Source organism: Sulfitobacter sp. 1A13368 (genome assembly GCF_043557275.1).
GTDB lineage: Bacteria > Pseudomonadota > Alphaproteobacteria > Rhodobacterales > Rhodobacteraceae > Sulfitobacter > Sulfitobacter faviae.
The window spans coordinates 274,477-293,056 of record NZ_JBIFFR010000002.1; the positions used below are offsets into that span (position 1 = coordinate 274,477).

12 protein-coding genes and 1 tRNA gene are annotated in these 18,580 nt (G+C 62.5%); 8 read left to right on the forward strand and 5 right to left on the reverse strand.

The genetic code is table 11. The annotated features are described in order from the left end of the window. Positions 1-52: 52 nt before the first annotated feature. From ACGYK4_RS04900 to choV, 4 genes are all read left to right on the forward strand, one after another. Complete coding sequence (locus tag ACGYK4_RS04900; RefSeq protein ID WP_394455365.1) at positions 53-1,669, forward strand: caspase family protein; 1,617 nt, start codon at positions 53-55, stop codon at positions 1,667-1,669. Positions 1,670-1,797: 128 nt separating this feature from the next. Next, on the forward strand, positions 1,798-2,718 hold the full coding sequence (locus ACGYK4_RS04905; protein WP_394455367.1) for a choline ABC transporter substrate-binding protein: 921 nt from the start codon (positions 1,798-1,800) through the stop codon (positions 2,716-2,718). 87 nt (positions 2,719-2,805) lie between these two features. After that, positions 2,806-3,639 carry a choline ABC transporter permease subunit gene (gene choW / locus ACGYK4_RS04910; RefSeq protein WP_067260944.1) on the forward strand — a complete coding sequence of 278 codons (834 nt, stop codon included), beginning with the start codon at positions 2,806-2,808 and terminating at the stop codon, positions 3,637-3,639. Beyond that, on the forward strand, positions 3,636-4,655 hold the full coding sequence (gene choV, locus ACGYK4_RS04915) for a choline ABC transporter ATP-binding protein (protein ID WP_394455368.1): 1,020 nt from the start codon (positions 3,636-3,638) through the stop codon (positions 4,653-4,655). Before choW ends, choV begins: the two co-directional genes overlap by 4 nt. Positions 4,656-4,730: 75 nt before the next feature. Here the strand turns inward: choV and cueR are convergent, their stop codons facing one another. Both cueR and ACGYK4_RS04925 read right to left on the reverse strand, forming a co-directional pair. Further along, positions 4,731-5,126 carry a Cu(I)-responsive transcriptional regulator gene (gene cueR, locus ACGYK4_RS04920; protein WP_394420094.1) on the reverse strand — a complete coding sequence of 132 codons (396 nt, stop codon included), beginning with the start codon at positions 5,124-5,126 and terminating at the stop codon, positions 4,731-4,733. A 9-nt stretch (positions 5,127-5,135) separates the two neighbouring features. Further along, positions 5,136-7,655, reverse strand: a complete 2,520-nt coding sequence (locus tag ACGYK4_RS04925; RefSeq protein WP_394455369.1) for a heavy metal translocating P-type ATPase — start codon at positions 7,653-7,655, stop codon at positions 5,136-5,138. A gap of 271 nt (positions 7,656-7,926) precedes the next feature. Between ACGYK4_RS04925 and ACGYK4_RS04930 the strand changes: the two genes are divergently transcribed. Next, a complete protein-coding gene (locus ACGYK4_RS04930; protein WP_394455371.1) occupies positions 7,927-13,146 on the forward strand; it encodes a GEVED domain-containing protein in 5,220 nt (1,739 codons plus the stop codon). Positions 13,147-13,380: 234 nt separating this feature from the next. Continuing rightward, positions 13,381-14,265: a formyltetrahydrofolate deformylase gene (gene purU / locus ACGYK4_RS04935; RefSeq protein WP_394455373.1), complete on the forward strand. Its 885-nt coding sequence runs from the start codon at positions 13,381-13,383 to the stop codon at positions 14,263-14,265. A gap of 128 nt (positions 14,266-14,393) precedes the next feature. Here the strand turns inward: purU and ACGYK4_RS04940 are convergent. Next, positions 14,394-14,469: transfer RNA gene (locus ACGYK4_RS04940), tRNA-Thr, on the reverse strand. Positions 14,470-14,596: 127 nt separating this feature from the next. Here ACGYK4_RS04940 and ACGYK4_RS04945 point away from each other — a divergent pair. After that, a complete protein-coding gene (locus tag ACGYK4_RS04945; RefSeq protein WP_394455375.1) occupies positions 14,597-15,472 on the forward strand; it encodes a hypothetical protein in 876 nt (291 codons plus the stop codon). On the opposite strand, the gene ACGYK4_RS04950 is transcribed toward ACGYK4_RS04945, so the two are convergent. Next, the gene (locus ACGYK4_RS04950; RefSeq protein ID WP_394455376.1) at positions 15,469-16,869 is read right to left on the reverse strand and encodes a pyridoxal phosphate-dependent decarboxylase family protein; all 1,401 of its coding nucleotides are present in this window, start codon (positions 16,867-16,869) and stop codon (positions 15,469-15,471) included. The genes ACGYK4_RS04945 and ACGYK4_RS04950 overlap by 4 nt on opposite strands. A gap of 186 nt (positions 16,870-17,055) precedes the next feature. Between ACGYK4_RS04950 and hpaR the strand changes: the two genes are divergently transcribed. After that, positions 17,056-17,526 carry a homoprotocatechuate degradation operon regulator HpaR gene (gene hpaR / locus ACGYK4_RS04955; RefSeq protein ID WP_331710992.1) on the forward strand — a complete coding sequence of 157 codons (471 nt, stop codon included), beginning with the start codon at positions 17,056-17,058 and terminating at the stop codon, positions 17,524-17,526. Positions 17,527-17,550: 24 nt separating this feature from the next. On the opposite strand, the gene ACGYK4_RS04960 is transcribed toward hpaR, so the two are convergent. Next, positions 17,551-18,519 (reverse strand): 2-dehydro-3-deoxygalactonokinase, encoded by a 969-nt coding sequence (locus ACGYK4_RS04960; RefSeq protein WP_394455378.1) that lies wholly within the window; start codon positions 18,517-18,519, stop codon positions 17,551-17,553. Positions 18,520-18,580 lie beyond the last annotated feature (61 nt).

Here is an 18,580-nt window from a genome sequence, read left to right on the forward strand (position 1 = left end):
AGGTCAATGGGCGGCGCTGCCCAACCGAAGCTGACCGAAAGGATCCTGCCATATGCGTCTGACCGCGCTTCTGCTGATGTTGTTCCTGCCCTTCGCCGCGGCAGCGCAAGACCGTGTGGCGATGGTCATCGGGAACTCGGCCTATGAGGATGCCGCCGCGCTTGACGGTCCGCGCGCGGATGCGGTGCGGCTGACCAAGGCGCTGGAGGGGCAGGGCTTTGACGTCACCACGCTGATCGACGCTGAGAGCGCGGCGTTCAAACAAGCGCTTTCCGACTTTGCCTTTCAGGCCGAAACAGCGGATATCGCCCTGATTTACTACGCAGGCCGCCGTGTCGCCTCCGGCGGGCAGAGCTATCTGATCCCGGTCGACGCGCCCTTGGCCCCGGCCTCGGCACTGCGGCGCGAGGGGGTGGCCCTGCCTGCGCTCCTGCGTGCGGCGGGCAAGGCCCGGCAGATACGGCTTGTTCTGCTCGACAACTGCCACGCCGCCCCGCAGCAAGCCACCGCGCCCTTGCCACCGCCTGAGCCACGCCTTGGCACCTTGGTCGTGACTTCTGGCGAGGTGGGCGCTTGTGATGAGGGTGGTGAAAACGCGGGCCTTTTCGCCGAAACGCTGGCCGAGGTTTTGGTCCAGCCGGAGGTCGAGGTCGGGGCCATGCTGGATGATTTCCGCGCGGTTTTGCGCAGCCGCAGCGGTGGCAGCCTCTCAGCGCGGCGCTATGGGCGGCTGAACCCCATGCCATTCTTCCTCGGCAGCGGTGACGGGGAGGCGGCCCCGGGGGGCTGGGCCGATTTGAACGAGACACAGGGCCAGCGTTTGGCCGAATTGGCGGGGCAGGGCGATACCCGCTCACAACTCGGCCTCGCCGCCCTGCAAAGCGATCCCGACGATCCGCGCTATGATCCGCAGAATGCGGCGGCGCAGCTCATGCGCGCGATTGAGACCGGCTCAGCCGAGGCGCGGTATCAACTGGCCCAGCTTTACGAAGAGGGCCGAGGGGTAGAGCCCGACGAGGACCGCGCGATGCAGCTTTATCGCGACGCTGCCGAGCGGGGCCATGCCGGGGCGTTGAACGATCTGGGCTTCATCCATTTGCAGGGCGAATTGGGGCAGAAGGCCGACCCCGAACTGGCGCTCGATTACTTCCGCCGTGCAGCCGACAGGCGACACCCTGCTGCGATGTTCAACTTTGCTGCGATGATCGACGATGACAAAGTGCCGGGGCGCGGGGCGGCGGATGCCGCGCTCTACCTCTATCGTGCGCTGCGGGCGGGGGATGGCACCTTGCTGGGGCTGATGCAGGAGGAGCCGCGTTTGTTCGACAGCGACACCCGTAAAGCACTGCAACGCAAGCTGTCGGATTCCGGGTTCTACGACGGTGCGATCGACGGGCTTTATGGCGATGGCACCCAAGCCGCGATCCGCGCGGCATTTGGGATGGAGGCTGGCGCGCTTCCGGGCGAAGCCACTGAAACGAATGAGGAAACGGCGGAGGGCGAGACGTCGGAAACGTCTCCGATAGCATCCGAGACGCCGCAGGGGGAGCCTGACCAAGAGTCGACAACCCAAGCCGAGGATGCCCCCGAAATCAACGCCGAGCCAGAGCCCGGCGCGGGGGAAAATGTCACCCCGGTTCTGCGTCCCAAACAGGCCGCGCGGGAGTGAGTTTTGAAACAAGTAGTATTGCAATTTGCCCTCCAGTAAGTTGGCAAAATTAATCCGGTTGCAATATCGCGGCCGATGGCTTTTGATTGGCGCATCAGTCAATAAAAACTTCTCTGGGGAGAACACCAATGAAAAAACTGCTTATGACATCCGCTCTGGCGACGGTCGCTGCGACATCGCTGGCCGCTGCCGAGTGTAGCGAAGTCACCTTCTCCGACGTCGGCTGGACCGACATCACCGCCACCACCGCCGCCGCCTCTGTCGTGCTCGACGCGCTTGGCTATGACACTGAGACCAAAATCCTCGCCGTGCCGGTGACCTATACCTCCATGGCGTCCGGCGACATCGACGTGTTCTTGGGCAACTGGATGCCGACGATGGAAGGCGATATCGCCAAGTACCGCGAAGAGGGCAGCGTTGACACCGTGCGCGCGAACCTTGAAGGCGCGAAATACACGCTGGCCGTCAACAAGGCCGCCGCCGATATGGGCATCAAAACCTTCGCCGACATCGCTGCCAATGCCGGTGCGCTGGAAGGCAAGATCTACGGCATCGAGCCGGGCAATGACGGCAACCGCCTGATCCAGTCGATGATCGACGAGAATGCCTTTGAACTGGGCGACTTCGAAGTCGTCGAATCCTCCGAACAGGGGATGCTCGCTCAGGTGCAGCGCGCCAGCCGCAAGGAAGAGCCTGTTGTCTTCCTTGGTTGGGAGCCACATCCGATGAACGCCAACTTCGACCTGACCTATCTTGAAGGTGGTGACGATTACTTTGGCCCCGATCTGGGCGGTGCGACGGTTTACACCAACACCCGCGCCGGTTTCGTCGAAGAATGCCCGAACCTCGGTAAATTCCTCCAGAACCTCGAATTCAGCCTTGAGATGGAGAATGAGATCATGGGCGCGATCCTCGATGATGGCGAAAAGCCGGAAGAGGCCGCCGCCGATTGGATCAAGGCGAACGCTGACGTGCTCGACACATGGCTGGACGGTGTGACCACCGTCGATGGCGGCGATGCGATGGAAGCTGTCGCTTCGCTGAAGTGATCCACACGCTATTGATGGACAAGACCCGCTCCAGATCGATGGGGCGGGTCATTCTCATGCGCAATTCTCCAATCCTGAAGGACTGACATGGACTGGCTGACAGAAAACAAGATCCCCGTGGCCGATGTAGCCGAAGACGCGCTGGATTGGTTGCAAACGAACGGGGCGTGGTTCTTTGACGGGCTGTCGGACCTGATGGAACGGCTGATCGAGGCGATCCTCTGGGTGCTGCAAACCCCGCATCCGCTGATCCTGATCGCCGTCTTTGCCGCGATCACCTGGGCCATTCAGCGCAATTGGAAAACCGTGGCCTTCGTGGTGCTGGGTTTCCTGTTCATTCTGAACCAAGATTACTGGGAAGAGACGATGGAAAGCCTAACGCTCGTGCTCTCGGCCTGTGTGGTCTGCATGGGCGTGGGCGTGCCGATTGGCATCGCCGTGGCGCATCGGCCCCGACTTTACGCATGGGTGGCCCCGGTCTTGGACCTGATGCAGACGCTGCCGACCTTCGTCTATCTGATCCCCGCGATTGTCTTTTTCGGCATCGGCATGGTGCCCGGGTTGATCGCTACGGTGATCTTCGTTTTGCCCGCGCCGATCCGGCTGACGCAGCTTGGCATCTCCTCGACCCCAAAGGCGCTTCTAGAGGCCGCGCAGGCTTTCGGCGCCAAGCCGCGCCAGACACTGTGGAAGATCGAACTGCCCTATGCGTTGCCGCAGATCATGACGGGTCTGAACCAGACCATCATGCTGTCGCTGTCGATGGTGGTGATCGCAGCATTGGTGGGCGCAGACGGTTTGGGCGTGCCGGTGGTGCGTGCCCTGAACCAAGTCAACACAGGCTTGGGATTTGAATCCGGGTTGGTGATCGTTGTCGTGGCGATCATGCTCGACCGTATCCTGCGGGTGGGACGGAAATGAGTAAAGCAGTAGAATTTGACAATGTGTCCATCGTCTTTGGTGACAAGCCGGAGAAGGCTCTGCCGCTGATGGACGAAGGCCAAAGTCGCGCCGAGATCGAAGCGGCGACAGGGCAGGTGCTGGGCGTGCATGATTGCTCGCTCACCGTTGAGAATGGCGAAATCCTTGTGCTGATGGGCCTGTCGGGCTCGGGCAAATCAACGCTGTTGCGGGCGGTGAACGGGCTGAACCCGATGGTGCGCGGCACCGTGCGGGTTCATGCCGAGGGCTGGTCCTGCGATGTGCATGAGAGCAACGCGGGAGAGCTGCGCCGGGTGCGCCGTGAAGGCGTGTCGATGGTGTTCCAACAGTTCGGCCTGCTGCCCTGGCGCACGGTGCGCGACAATGTGGCGCTTGGGCTGGAACTGTCCAATGTGCCCAAGGGCGAGCGGTTGGAGCGGGCCGAGCGGCAGTTGAAGCTGGTGGGGCTCAGCGATTGGGCTGACCGCAAGGTGGGGGAGCTTTCGGGCGGAATGCAGCAGCGTGTGGGCCTTGCCCGTGCCTTTGCCACCGAAGCGCCGATCCTGCTGATGGATGAGCCTTTTTCGGCGCTCGATCCGCTGATCCGTACGCGCTTGCAGGATGAGCTGTTGGACCTGCAACGCGATCTTAACCGCACGATTATTTTTGTCAGCCATGACCTTGATGAGGCATTCAAACTGGGCGGGCGAATTGCCATCATGGAAGGCGGGCGCATCGTGCAAATCGGCACCCCGCGCGAGATTTTCTCGAACCCCGCTTCGGACTATGTGGCGGAATTCGTGGCCAATATGAACCCGCTGGAGGTTCTGACCGCGCGCGACGTGATGGGTGCGGATGATGGTGCTGCCACCCAAGGCGAGACCACAGCCGAGACCCCGGTGCGCGAATTGATGGACCGTCTGCGTGGGGCCGATGCCGCGATTGCCGTTATGGAAGACGGCGCTCAGATCGGGACCGTCACCGCGCATAGTATCGTGGACCGTCTCAAAGCCTAGGCTTTGCTCTGACTTGAACGCAAAAGGGGCCGCCCGGCTTGGCTGGGCGGCCCCTTTTGCTATTGAAAGCGGTGGTTATATGGCCGCTGCGGTGCCCAAGGTCTTTAGGATCGGACAATCCGGCCGGTCATCGCCCGCACAATCGCGGACCAGCGTGCTGAGCGTGTCGCGCATCTCTTGCAGGCCGCTGATCTTGGCCTCGATCTGGGCCAGATGGTCCTTGGCGATGGCGCGCACATCGGCGCTGGCGCGGTTCTTGTCCTCCCAAAGCGCCAACAGGTTGCGGCAATCTTCGATGCTGAACCCCAGCGTTCTGGCACGGCCCAGAAAGGCCAGCTTGTGCATCTCGCTTTCGCGGAAGGCACGGTAGCCATTGGCGTCGCGCAGGGGTTTGACCAGCCCGATATCCTCGTAATAGCGGATGGTTTTGGGCGGCAACCCGGTGCGTTGTGAGACTTCTCCGATGTTCATGGGACGATCCTATTCTGCGGCTACGTCTGCGGCCACGGGGGCGGCGGCCCGGGGGCCGTGGGATGGGGTGGCGCTCTCAGTCAGAGGGGCGGCGATCCAGCGCAGGCGCAGGGCATTGCTGAGAACGAAAACGCTCGACAAAGCCATTGCCCCGGCAGCCAGCGCGGGCGACAAGAGCCAACCGGTCAGCGGGTAGAAGGCGCCAGCGGCCACGGGGATCAGCAGGACGTTATAGCCGAAGGCCCAGAAGAGGTTTTGCCGGATATTCGCCATGCTGCGCTGGCTTACGTCGATGGCATTGACCACGCCGCGCAGATCGCCCGACATCAGCACCACATCCGCCGCTTCGATCGCCACATCGGTGCCGGTGCCGATGGCCAGCCCGACATCGGCCTGCGCAAGCGCGGGCGCGTCGTTGATCCCGTCGCCCACGTAGGCGATGTGGTTGTCGCCTTTTCTCAGGTCGTCGATGGCGGCCACTTTGCCATCGGGCAGCATCTCGGCGACGACGCGGTCGATGCCCAGTTGCGCCGCGATGGCCTCTGCCGTGCCGCGGTTGCCGCCGGTGATCATCGCCACTTCGAGGTTGAGGTCGTGCAGCCGGGCGATGGCCTCGGGCGTGCCGGGTTTGATCGGGTCCGCCACGGCGATGACCGCCGCTAGTTTGCCGTCGATCGCGGCGAAAAGCGGGGTTTTGCCGTCCTTGGCCAGATCCGCGCTGATCCGCTGGGCATTGCCCAGATCAATCCCCTCGCGGGTCATCAGCCGGTCCGCGCCAAGCGTGACACGGCGGCCCGCCACCAATGCGCTAACGCCGTAGCCGGTATGGGATTGGAAATCGATTACCTCGCGCGGCACGGGGCCAGCCGCTTCGGCCCGGCGCAGGATGGCTTGGGCGATGGGATGTTCTGAGCGGGCCTCGACCGCGCCGATCAGGGGCAGCAGCGTCTCCTCGGTCATATCGTTCATCAACACGAGGTCGGTAAGTTCTGGCGTGCCCTTGGTCAGCGTGCCGGTCTTGTCCAAGGCAACCGTCGTGACGCCCTGCAGGCTTTGCAGCGCATCGCCTTGCCGGAACAGCACGCCCAATTGCGCCGCCCGCCCGGTGCCGACCATGATCGACGTGGGCGTGGCCAGCCCCATGGCACAGGGGCAGGCGATGATCAGCACCGCTACCGCCCCCACCAATGCATGGCTGAGCGAGGGGCCGAAGGCCAGCCAGCCGGCAAAGGTCACCAGCGCCACGGCGATGACCGCGGGGACGAACCACAGGGTGATGCGGTTGACCAAGTCCTGAATGGGGAGCTTCGCGCCTTGGGCCTCTTCGACCATGCGGATGATCTGCGCCAGAACCGTGTCACCGCCCACCTTGGTGGCGCGATAGGTCAGGCTGCCGGTGCCATTGACCGTGCCGCCGACGAGAGCCGCACCGCCGGTTTTCTCCACCGGCACAGGCTCACCGGTAATCATGCTTTCATCGACATAGGATTGCCCTTCGACGACGATGCCGTCGGTGGCGATCTTCTCGCCCGGGCGGAGGTAGATGATGTCGCCGGTTTCGATCTTTTCCAAGGGCAGTTCGATGACGGCGCCGTCCCGCTCCACCCGTGCGCTGGTGGCGCGCAGGCCCATGAGCTTGGCTATCGCGGCCCCGGTGCGCCCCTTGGCGCGGGCCTCAAGATAGCGGCCCAGCAGGATCAGCGTGACGATCACGGCGGCGGCTTCGAAATAGACCACGCGGCTGCCTTCGGGCAACAGCCCCGGCGCGAAGAGCGCGGTGACCGAGTAGAGCCACGCCGCCCCCGATCCAAGTGCCACGAGCGAGTTCATATCCGGCGCGCCCTTCGCCAGCGCAGGCAGGCCATTGCTATAGAAATGCCGCCCCGGCCATGCCAGCACGAGGGTGGTGAGGAGGAACTGGATGAGCCAGCTTGTCTCCATCCCGATGGTCGCCGCGATCCGATGGTGGAATGCGGGCAACAGATGGCCGCCCATCTCAAGCACAAAGACGGGTAGGGTGAGCGCGGCGGCCAGCAGGGTCATCCGTTTGAGGTGGATGGCCTCCGCTTCCTTGCGCGTCGCGGCGCCGGGGGTGCCCACCTCGGGCGTGTCGACGCTGGCGGGATAGCCCGCCTTTGCCGCCGCATCGTGCAGGGCGGGCAAAAGATCGGCGTCTTCCAAGATTTCGACCCGCGCCTCTTCGCTGGCGAGGTTGACCGTGGCCGAGAGCACCCCCGGCACCGCAAGCAGCGCGCGTTCCACACGGCCCAGGCAGGAGGCGCAGGTCATGTTCGATAGCCGCAAACGATGGGTGGTTTTGCGCGCCGGGTAGCCCGCCTGCGCCAAGGCGGCATCGAGCTCGCCTGCGTCAAACGCGGGGTTTGCCGTCACGCGCACGGTTTCTGCCGCAAGGTTCACCCGGGCCTCGTCGACCCCCTCCAGCGCGTTTAGCGCTTTTTCGACACGCCCCACACAGGACGCGCAGCTCATGTTCTGCACGCCAAACGTGAGTGTTTCCGCTTTGCCCATTTCACGCCCTCTATTCGTCTTGGGCTGAATATGGGGCTTCCAGTTGCTGGAGGGTCAAGTGGTCATTTTCGGAAAATTGATTTGGTAGCACGGCGGCACAGGCGCGGCAGCTTTGCGGCCTGCTAAGGCACAGAGGCATATGCACAAGAGCGACCACCACCTATCCCTTCACCGCCCCTATAACCGGAAGCATATCTTAATACCTTTCTGCGTAAGTCCTCAGAACCCGCTTCGTCGCTAGGCTGTGTCTTAAAAGGTTGTGAGCAAAGATATGCATTTTTACACTTATTTTCTCGGCACGTTCACGGCGCAGCACTTGCGCCGCCTTTCGGCCTTGGCAGGGCAGGGGCCTTGGCTTCGGATGATCGCGGCATCGTTTTGGACATTGTTCTTGTTGGCTTTGCTGACCAGAGCCGCCTTGGCGCAGCAGCTCATTCTCAATCCCGTCGCCGCGCCCACCGTGGTCGGGGCAGGTGTGGGCGAGCGGGCCTTGTGGCGCAACGCAGGTACGGTTGGCGGGGTGTCGGTCGATATCGTCGGTGAAATGGCCTTTGCCGGGCGGGATCATATTTTCGCCTCGGGCAATGGGCAAATCCAGATTACCTCGACCGGGCAAGACCCGCATTTCATGGATTTCTACCTCTATGAGGCAGGCACCCATAACATCACGACCAATACTGGCGGGGTGCCGGTGGTGGCGGATGTTTTCTTTCAGATTAATGACATCGACGGTCCGTTGAATGAGCAGGTCTATGTGAACGTCTGCGACGGCACGGTCGAATATGTCCGCATTGACGGCAGCGCGACGACCTATCGGGGCTATATCGAAGGGCCGGATGCAAACCTCGGGACAGAGGTGTTCTATCTTGCCGGGGACCGCAACTATAGCAACCAGCCGGTATCGGGGCTTGAAATCTTCTACCCGCAGACCTCGACCTTTCGCTTTGGTCGGACCGCCAACAGTGGCTTCCTCGTCCGGCTCGCCAATCCGACCTATGACGAAGCGCAGACCTATGACCTGCAATGCGGTGACTTCAAAGCACCCGTTTTGCAGGACGATCTGAAAGAACAGGTGCTGAGCGAGCCTGTGGTGGTCAACATCCTGTTCAACGACAGTGTCGCGACGGAAAACAACAATGCGCCGGCCAATAATTCGGGCCAGCCCAGCGAATATGCAAAACAGGCTGTCGATCTGATCCCACCTGCCGGGGCGCAGAACATCGTGACCGATTCCGAAGGCCATCGGGTGGGTTTTGACATTCTGGGGGAGGGCACATGGAGCTATGACGACCTGACCGGGGAGTTGACCTTCACCCCCTTCGTCGCCTTCTTTGCCGCGCCGACGCCAATCAGCTACCGCTATCAATCGCCCATCATCCTGCCGAATGAGCCGCGGGCCTATTCCGCGCCCGCGCAGGTCTCGATCGATGTGGGCTCTGTCGGTCTGCTGAAACTGGCGCAATTGGTCGATACCAACCTTAACGGCTACGCCGATCCGGGTGAGACGATCGCCTATGTCTTTACCGCTGAAAACTTCGGCAATGTCGATCTGACCAATGTGCAGCTTGCCGAGACGCAGTTCAGCGGCAAGGGCGTGCCCCCGGTGATCACCTTTCAGGCCGCCACGTCGCTGTCGCCCGAAGGCACGCTGCTGGTCGGGGAGAAGGCCGTCTATACGGCGACCTACACGCTGGTGCCTGAGGATTTGGACACCACGATCAGCAACCAAGCGCAGGTCACGGCTGAGACACCGGGGGGGACAGCAGTCTCGGACCTGTCGGATTCCGAGAACCCCGGTGACGGGGATGGTGTGGCGTCGAACGGGCCGGGCGAAGGGCGCGATGACCCCACGACGATCTACGCAGGCTCAGGCCCCGACCGGGGGGATGCGCCGGTCACCTACGGCGATCCGCAACATGCGGACACCGCGCAATATTGGATCGGCGCGCTGAATGGTGACGGCGATGGTTCGGCGCAACATTCCGTCGATGGCACCGGCGACGACCTCGACGGGAAGGATGACGAAAGCGAAGAGAGCTTTCCCCAGCTCTACGGTGATCTGACCCGCACGGTGACCGTGGTCGTAAACGAACCCACCCCCGGCACTGGCTACCTGCAGGCTTTCGTCGATTTCGGCGGCGATGGCCTCTTCCTTGGCGATCAGGTCGCGACGGATATCCAAGACGGCGGGGCGCAAGACCTCGACGGGGTGGTGAATGGAGAGATTTCATTCCCCGTCAGCGTGCCGGTTACCGCCGTTCTGACCCCGACCTTCGTCCGGCTGCGCTGGTCCTCGACCGCGGGGCTTGATGCGATCACCCCCGCCCCGGATGGGGAGGTCGAAGACTATGGCATTACCAGCAAGACACCGCCCGACGCCGACCGGGGCGACGCCCCGGCGAGCTATGGCGATCCGCAGCATATCATCGAAGGCCCGGGCGCGCCTGAGATCTATCTGGGCAGCACCCCGCCGGATATCGATCTGCTGACGCAGAACTCCATCGGGGCCACGGGGGATGATGCCGACGGGTCGGATGATGAAGACGGGGTGATCCTGCCGCAGTTCTACCGTGGCGGTCTGGCCGAGATCACGGTGACAGTCAGTGATCTGATTGCCGCGCCGGGGTCGTCCTATCTGCAGGCCTTTATCGACTTCGATGGCGATGGCACCTTCAACCAAGCCGGGGAGCAGGTGGCGGTGAACCTGCAAGACGGCGGCCCGCAGGATAAGGACGGCTTCAGCAATGGCACGATCCTTTTCGAAGTGGCGGTGCCCGCGGGGGCCACGACACTGCCTACCTATGCCCGCTTTCGCTGGTCGACCGACAGCACTGGCCTTGTCACAGCTTTTGAGGGGGAGGTGGAGGACTATACGCTCACCATTTCAAGCGATCCGCCGCCGCTGGTCTGCGATGCTTCGCTCTATGCCATCGTCGACAGCCCCTCTGCGCTGAGGCGTATGACCTTCCGCGATGGTGGGGGGAGCTATGCCACAACGGTTGAGACCTCGGGCAGCACCGGACAGAACCGCGACGGCGCCTGGGGCTATAACGCGCTGGACGGCTATATCTACGGCGTGGATGAGAACAGTCGGCGGCTCTACCGGATCGACGGGGCGGGGGATATCACGGATTTCGGCAATATTTCTGGTGCGGAGGATGCGTTGAATGCCGGGGATATCCTGCCGAATGGGCGGCTGATCTACGAAGTGGATCAAAATACATGGCAGATCGTCGATCTGACCAATCCCGCCACGCCCATCGCTCTGGGCGAGATCAACCTCTCTATCGGCGTCAATCCCGAAGACCTCGCCTTCAACCCCGTGGACGGCATCATGTATGGAATCGACAGAAACTCAGGCTTCCTGTTCCGCGCGGCGGTCAACAACGGCACCCCTGGAAACGTGACACCCCAAGCGATCGGCCCTGCCGTCTATGCGGGCATGTTCGACGCGCTGTGGTTCGACCGTGACGGCAGGCTCTATGGCTATTCCAACACCACCAACAACCTCTTTGTCATCTCAACGGCGACAGGTGTGCCGCAACTGGTATCCGGCATTCCGGTAGATGAGGGCGGGCGTAGCGATGGCATCTCCTGCCGGGGGCCTGCACCGATCCCACTGGGGGGCATCTCGGGCAACATCTATGAAGACGCGGATGCTTCGGACGTGAAAGACAATGGGGAGACCAATTTCGGCGCGGGCGTGGGCATCTCGGTCTATGCCGACAATGGCACCCCGGCCAATACCGCCGATGACATCTTTCTAGTAACCACGGAGACCTTGGCCGATGGCACCTATGCGGTTGGGGAGTTGATGGTGAACACGACCTACCGTGTCGCATTGGACGAGGCGGACCCCGATCTGCCTTCGGGGCTGACCATCGGCACGTCCAACCCGCTGCTTGGGGTTCCTGTCTCCGGCAATAGCGTGACCAGTGACCAAGACTTTGGCTTCGATCCCGCAGGCAGTGACCTCGAACTCAGCAAAATCGCCGCCGCTACAGGGACGACGACACTGATTACCAATGTGTCAGAAGGGGATACCATCGATTGGATCATCACCATTACCAATGTCAGCGGTGGCTCGCCCTCGGGGGTCAAAGTGATTGACCAGATCCCAAGCGGTTTCGCCTATGTCTCGGACGATGCGCCCGCGACGGGGGATACCTATGACCCCGACACAGGCTTGTGGTTCGTGGATGAACTGCTCAGCGGAGAGAGCGAGACCCTGACGATCACCACCACGGTGCTGGGCAGCGGTGATTTCACCAATCAGGCCGAGATCATCTATAGCTCGCTGCCCGATCCCGACAGCGACCCCAGCACGGGGCCGCTGACCGATGACCTGTTCGACCAACTGCCCGATGACGATGAGGCTTCCTATTCCGTGAACCTCGTCACAGGGGAACGGATCTTGACGGGCCGTGTTTTCATCGACAACGGGGCAGGCGGCGGCACCGCCCATGACGCGCTGCGCAACGGCAGCGAAGGGGGGGCATCCTCGGCGGTGTTGGAGATCCTCGACAGCGGCGGTGCGGTACTGGCGACCCCCGGTCTCGCGACGGATGGCACTTGGAGCTATGGGCTTTCTAGCAGCTACAGCGGGCCGATCACGATCCGCGCGATCCCGGCGAATGATTACCGGGCGATCTCGGAAGCGACGACCGGGCTGCCCGATTTGGTCGACACCAACCCGCATGACGGTGAATTCACCTTCACGCCCGAGGCTTTCGGCAATCGCATGGGGCTGGATATTGGACTGCTGCAACTGCCCAGTCTGACCAACGACCGGACCACGACCGTCGCACAGGGGCAGGTTGCGACCCTGCCGCATATCTATACCGCCACCTCAGACGGGCAGGTGACCTTCTCCTACGCCGGTGCCACCTCGACCCCCACAGGCGCGTTCAGCGCGGCGCTGTTCCAAGATATCGGCTGTGACGATAGCATCGATGGGCCGATCACCGGTCCCATCGCCGTCACCACGGGGCAGGCCATCTGTATCGTCTCACGGGTGTCCGCCGGTTCGGGCGCTGGGCAGGGTAGTACCTACGTCTATCAGGTGCTGGCGACCACGGCATTCGCCCGGACCACGGTGACCAGTTCGGCCAGCAATACCGATGAGGTCTTGGTCGGGGGGCGTTCCACCCAGATCGAACTGCGCAAAACGGTCGAGAATGAGACCCAAGGCACTGGGGAGGCCACCACCAACCTTGGCAGTGTGAACGATATCCTTCTGTACCGCATCTATCTGCAAAACAACGCGACCACGCAGGCGTCGAACGTCAAGATCTACGATAGAACCCCGCCCTATACGCAGCTGTCGGAGCCTATCGTCGATCCGCAACAGGTCTCGCCCAACCTCAGCTGTGATCTGGTGGTGCCGGCAAGCAATGTGGCCAGCTATGCCGGGGCAATCGAGTGGAATTGCACGGGCCAGATGTTGCCGGGGCAGACCGGGGCCGTGCAATTCAGGGTCGGCATTCAATAGGTCGATAGTGCTTATCGGAGTGGCGGTGCATTTTGATGCGCCGCCGCCCGTTTTTTGGCGGATGATCAACATTGATGCGCATCGGAAAACGGCACCTAGGCAGGGCTGTTGATCTAGGCATGGGCGACCCCCGTCATACGTGCGCTATCGCTTGCCTTCCCCCGCGGAGCCTGCAAACGGTAGAGTAAGCGACGCAAGCCCTGCCGCCCCGACCAACCCCCCTAAGGACCGCCCATGACCAAGTTCTGCCTGACCGTGACCTGCACCTCGCAACGCGGGATCGTTGCCGCCATCGCCAATTACATCGCCGAAACCGGCTGCAACATCACCGACAGCGCGCAGTTCGACGACACCGAAAACGGCCAGTTCTTCATGCGCATCAGCGCCGAGGCCGAAACCGGCGCCACGCTCGAGACCCTGCGCGAGGGGTTCACAGCGGTCGCGGAACCCTTTGGCATGACCTATGAATTCCACGACCAAGACACCACGATTAAGGTCGTGGTCATGGTCTCGCGCTTTGGGCACTGTCTGAACGATCTGCTCTACCGTGTGCGCATCGGCGCGCTCCCGATTGAGATCGTCGCCGTGATCTCGAACCATATGGACTATCAAAAGGTCGTGGCGAACCACGACATTCCATTTCACTGCATCAAGGTGACGAAGGAGAACAAACCGCAGGCCGAAGCGCGGATCATGGAAGTGGTCGAGGAAACCGGCGCCGAGCTGATCGTGCTGGCGCGCTACATGCAAATTCTGTCTGACGCCATGTGCCAAAAGATGTCGGGGCGGATCATCAATATTCACCATTCCTTCCTGCCGTCCTTCAAGGGGGCGAACCCTTACAAGCAGGCCTATGAACGGGGCGTGAAATTGATCGGTGCCACCTCGCATTACGTCACCGCCGATCTGGACGAGGGGCCGATCATCGAACAGGACATCGTGCGCATCACCCATGCGCAAAGCGCCTCGGATTATGTCTCGCTCGGTCGCGATGTGGAGGCGAGCGTCTTGGCGCGCGCGATTCACGCCCATGCCCACCACCGGGTGTTTCTGAACGGCAATAAAACCGTGGTCTTTCCCGCATCGCCCGGCAGCTACAGCTCCAAGCGAATGGGTTAGGGGCCACGGCCCCGCGTCTGCCGAATGCGGCGGGGGCGCGGGGCCATCGGGCGGCTTGGCCGAGCCTGTAGGCAGGCGTAAACTAGCACGCAACGGCAGCGGATCAGCGCATGATCTAAAGAGAGAAGTGGTGCCCCCACACGGACTCGAACCGCGGACCTACTGATTACAAATCAGTTGCTCTACCAGCTGAGCTATAGGGGCACTGAGGGCTCATTTAGAGAAAGGAGCCGGGGGGTGCAAGAGGGGAAATGCGAGATTCTTTCGGATTTTACACGCGCGCCGGGACGGGCTATTCAACGCCGAGATTTTCAAGGGTAAGCAGAGTATCATGCAGCTCGTTTTGCACACAGGTGTCCATTTCACGGAAGACGAGCGGCTGCTGAAATGCCTGCTGCGCAATCAGGACGATTTCGCCAAGACGGGCGTCAAAGTGCCCGGGCCTAGCACCTATCGCAACCTGTTCCGTGACACGCTCAACGCGATGCATAAGGCGGAGCCGTCGGAGGTGGCGCGGGATGTTCTGCTGGACGCGATCCTCGATGATGGGACAGCCAGCCGGGTGATCCTGTCGGATGCGAATTTCTTCCGCTCCCCTGCCACGGCCCTGCAAGAAGGCGTACTTTATCCCGCCGCCGCCGTGCGCATGCTGCGCATGGCGCAGCTTTTCCCCGAAGATGAGATGCGCATCTTTATGGCGATCCGCAATCCCGCCTCCCTCGTGCCGGTGCTTTATGAGAAAGCGGCGGATAAAACCTCGGCGGCGTTCTGGGGGGAGCGGGGGCCGGAGGACCTGCGCTGGTCCGAGACGATTGGCCAACTGCGCGAGGCGGCGCCGGGGATTCCCATCACCCTGTGGTGCAATGAAGACGCGCCGCTGATCTGGGCGCAGATCATTCGGGAGATGGCGGGGCTGGCGCCCGAAACCAAGATCAAGGGCGGTTTCGATCTTTTGCAGACGATCATGTCGGAGGAGGGGATGAAACGCTTTCGCGGCTATCTCGACACACATCCCGATATGTCCGAGGCGCAGAAGCGCCGCGTGATCACCGCGTTCCTCGACAAATACGCGCTGGAGGAAGAAATCGAAGAAGAGCTCGACATGCCCGGCTGGACCGAAGAATTGGTCGAGCGGATGACGGCGATCTATGACGCGGATGTCGAGGTCATCCGCGCCATGCCGGGCGTCACGCTGATCGCACCCTAAGTCCCGGCCAAGTCGGTGATCACGTCATAGGCCATGGCCACATCTTCGGCCGTGGCGGTGAAGGCACCTGCCTGAAAGCGGATCACGAATGCCCCGTCGATCCGGGTCTGGGTCAGGTAAATGCGCCCGTCGTCATTGATCTGGTTCAGCAGGTCTTGGTTATGGGCATCGAGATCTTCGGCTCCGAGATGGCGGAAGGTGAAGAGCGAGAGCATCGGCTGGGTCACGATCTCGAACCCCTCCGTCGCCTCAAGCCGTGCAGCCAAATCCTGCGCCCATGTCACATGGTTGCGGATCATTTCGCGCAGCCCCTCCAGCCCATGGGCGCGGATCAGGAACCACAGTTTGAGCGCGCGGAAACGGCGGCCCAGCGGCACGGACCATTCGGAATAGTTCACCACGCCATCCGCGCCATGGGTCTTCAGGTACTCCGGCTGAATCGCCAAGGTACGCACCAGATCGTCGGGATTGCGCAGGAAATGCGTGGTGCAGTCAAACTGCGCCCCCAGCCATTTATGCGGGTTCATCACCACCGAGTCGGCCCGTTCGACCCCGGCCCAAAGGCTGCGGAATTCAGGGCAGATCATCGCCGACCCGGCCCAAGCGGCGTCGACATGGGTGTAGAGCCCTTCGGCGTCGGCCACATCCATCACGGCGGCAATATCATCGCTGGCCCCCGCACTGGTGCCCCCGGTGCAGGCGATGATGCCCGCAGGCAGATGCCCCGCCGCACGGTCGGCGGCGATGGCGGCGCGCAGCGCTTCGGCGTCCATCGCGCGGGTCGCGCCTTGAGTCGGAATGCGGACAAGGTTCTCTTCGCCCAGCCCCGCGATCCAAATGGCCCGGTCGACCGAGGTATGCACCTCGTCCGAGCAATAGACCCGTAGGCGCGGCTGGCCCGACAGCCCCGCGCGGTTGCCCTGCCAATCAAGCGCGCGTTCGCGCATTGTCAGCACGGCACAAAGCGTGGCGGAGCTGGCGCTGTCTTGGATCACCCCGGTAAAGCCATCCGGCAGGCCGATCGCCTGACGCATCCAATCGCAAACGCGGGTCTCCAACTCCGTCGCGGCCGGAGAGGTCTGCCACAGCATGCATTGCGCCGCGATGGCAGAGACGAAATATTCCGCCAGCACCGAGACCGGCGCAGCATTGGCCGGGAAATAGGCAAAGAAGCGGGGGTGCTGCCAATGGGTCATGCCGGGCATGAGGGTCTGTTCGAAATCGTCGAAGATCGCCTGCATCGCCTCGGCCCCTTCGGGCGGGGCATCGGGCAGGGCGGAAAGCACCGCGCCGGGGGCCACCTGCGCGCGCACCGGGCGGTTGCGCAGACCCGCGTGGTAATCGGCAGCCCAATCGGCGGCGCGGCGGCCCCAATGCCGGAAATCCTCCCAATTCATGCGCCGCTCCCTTGCTGTGGAATTCTGGTTGTCATCCGCATTTCCTGCCCCATGTTGTTGTATTGTCTCACTGTTGTTCCGCTGAGCTTGACCTCTTCAAGAATGTTGTCGCAGCGGCTATGGTGGTCGTCACGCCCTTTTGGGCGGTCTTTGACTTGGTAAGTAGCGATCAGGAAACCGTCAAGAATGGCCCCAATGCCCCCCCTGCGCCGCACTGCCCGCTCCCTTCCGATTGCGCTTTTGCGCGCGCGGGAAAGGGTGATGGGGCCGATCCGCGAGATCTTGAACGAAAGCGGCATCTCGGAACAGAAGTTCCGCGTGCTGCGCGTGGTCGAGGAATCCGGCCCGATGGAGCAGACCGCACTGGCGCAGCAGGCCTGTCTGCTGCTGCCGAGCCTGACCCGCATGTTGCGCGCGATGGAGGAGGAGGGGCTGCTCAGCCGTGCCAGCGATCCCGATGATGGGCGCAAATCCATCGTCACGATCACCGATCAGGGCCGTCAGGTGATCCAAGACCACGCGGGCGATGCGGCGGCGCTGTTCTCTGACTTCGAGGCGCGTTTCGGCAAGCAGCGAATGGAAGACCTGCTCGATATGCTCGAAGATCTCGTCAATCTGGACATGCAGAAAAAGACCGACGGGCAAAAGAAAGACTGACGGGAAAGGTGTTGGCGGGCAGGGCTATCCCCCGTTAACCGCCCGCCGTACCGCGCAGATCCCCGCCAGCGCCATGCGGCTGCCATCAGCCTCGGTCGCCAGTGCACCCTGTTGCGACAGCGCCCGCAGATAGAGCGGCACAGCCCCGCCCGTGCCGATCACCGCCAGCGTTTGCCCCAGCCAATAGGCCCGCGCCGCCGCCAGTTCCGCCCCGATCAATGTGCCCGCCAGCCGCGCCTCTGCGGTGGGTGGCGGGATGTCTTGCAAGGCCAGTTCGGCCCGGATGGAGGCAAGCCGCCCCGCCATACGCTCGGGCCGCGACAGCCCATCGCTGAGCGCGTCGTCAAAAGCCGTGTCGTCCAGCGCCGTGCCCTCGGCAGGGGTGCCATCGCCTAAGAGGGCCAGCAATTCCCCGGTCAGGAAGGTCTGAAAACTCACCACCTCGCCCGCGCTGATCTGCGCCCAGACTGACGTGGCTCCGGGCAGGCAGATCACCCCGTCCCAGTCTTTGTTGAGGCTCAGAAACCCCGCGATGCGCGTTTCGGCCCCTTGCAGCAGACCGCTGGGGGTCTGCTGGCGCAGGGGTGGGATGACCTGAAGGTCGAAGTTGTCGGTGGCGACAGCCGTTGTGCGTTCAGCCGCGGCGGAGCAGGGCACCATGCGCGGCGCGGCATCGGTCCTGCCTGCGGGCAAGCCAGCGACGAAAACCGGCAGGCGAGGCAGCTGCCACGGCGCGGTCAGCTTAGCGAGCGCGGCGTCGAAGGCCGCGAGGCCGTCGGGTTCGGCAGTCTCGCTCTCGCTCGTGGCGCTCTCAAGCGCTGATCCGCCCTGCATGGCCCAGACCTGCAAACGCGCCTCGTGAACCTCTACCGCCAGCCAATCTGCATTGCTCAAACCCGTCATCGTGCTGCCCTCGTCGTGGAATGTCTCAACGGCATAGGCCCAATGGCCTGCGGGTTCAACGCGTCCGCTGGACGCAAAAAGACGAACCACCAATTTGCTTCAAGCCTAAAATATTTATTCTTGAATGAAAAAGCGACTCGCCCTAGGATCC

What these genes read in the sequence shown, in the direction of transcription:
- ACGYK4_RS04900 (WP_394455365.1), top strand. Translation starts at nt 53, where the DNA reads ATGCGTCTGACCGCGCTTCTGCTGATGTTGTTCCTGCCCTTCGCCGCG.
- ACGYK4_RS04905 (WP_394455367.1), top strand. Translation starts at nt 1,798, where the DNA reads ATGAAAAAACTGCTTATGACATCCGCTCTGGCGACGGTCGCTGCGACA.
- choW (WP_067260944.1), top strand. Translation starts at nt 2,806, where the DNA reads ATGGACTGGCTGACAGAAAACAAGATCCCCGTGGCCGATGTAGCCGAA.
- choV (WP_394455368.1), top strand. Translation starts at nt 3,636, where the DNA reads ATGAGTAAAGCAGTAGAATTTGACAATGTGTCCATCGTCTTTGGTGAC.
- cueR (WP_394420094.1), bottom strand. Translation starts at nt 5,126, where the DNA reads ATGAACATCGGAGAAGTCTCACAACGCACCGGGTTGCCGCCCAAAACC.
- ACGYK4_RS04925 (WP_394455369.1), bottom strand. Translation starts at nt 7,655, where the DNA reads ATGGGCAAAGCGGAAACACTCACGTTTGGCGTGCAGAACATGAGCTGC.
- ACGYK4_RS04930 (WP_394455371.1), top strand. Translation starts at nt 7,927, where the DNA reads ATGCATTTTTACACTTATTTTCTCGGCACGTTCACGGCGCAGCACTTG.
- purU (WP_394455373.1), top strand. Translation starts at nt 13,381, where the DNA reads ATGACCAAGTTCTGCCTGACCGTGACCTGCACCTCGCAACGCGGGATC.
- ACGYK4_RS04945 (WP_394455375.1), top strand. Translation starts at nt 14,597, where the DNA reads ATGCAGCTCGTTTTGCACACAGGTGTCCATTTCACGGAAGACGAGCGG.
- ACGYK4_RS04950 (WP_394455376.1), bottom strand. Translation starts at nt 16,869, where the DNA reads ATGAATTGGGAGGATTTCCGGCATTGGGGCCGCCGCGCCGCCGATTGG.
- hpaR (WP_331710992.1), top strand. Translation starts at nt 17,056, where the DNA reads ATGGCCCCAATGCCCCCCCTGCGCCGCACTGCCCGCTCCCTTCCGATT.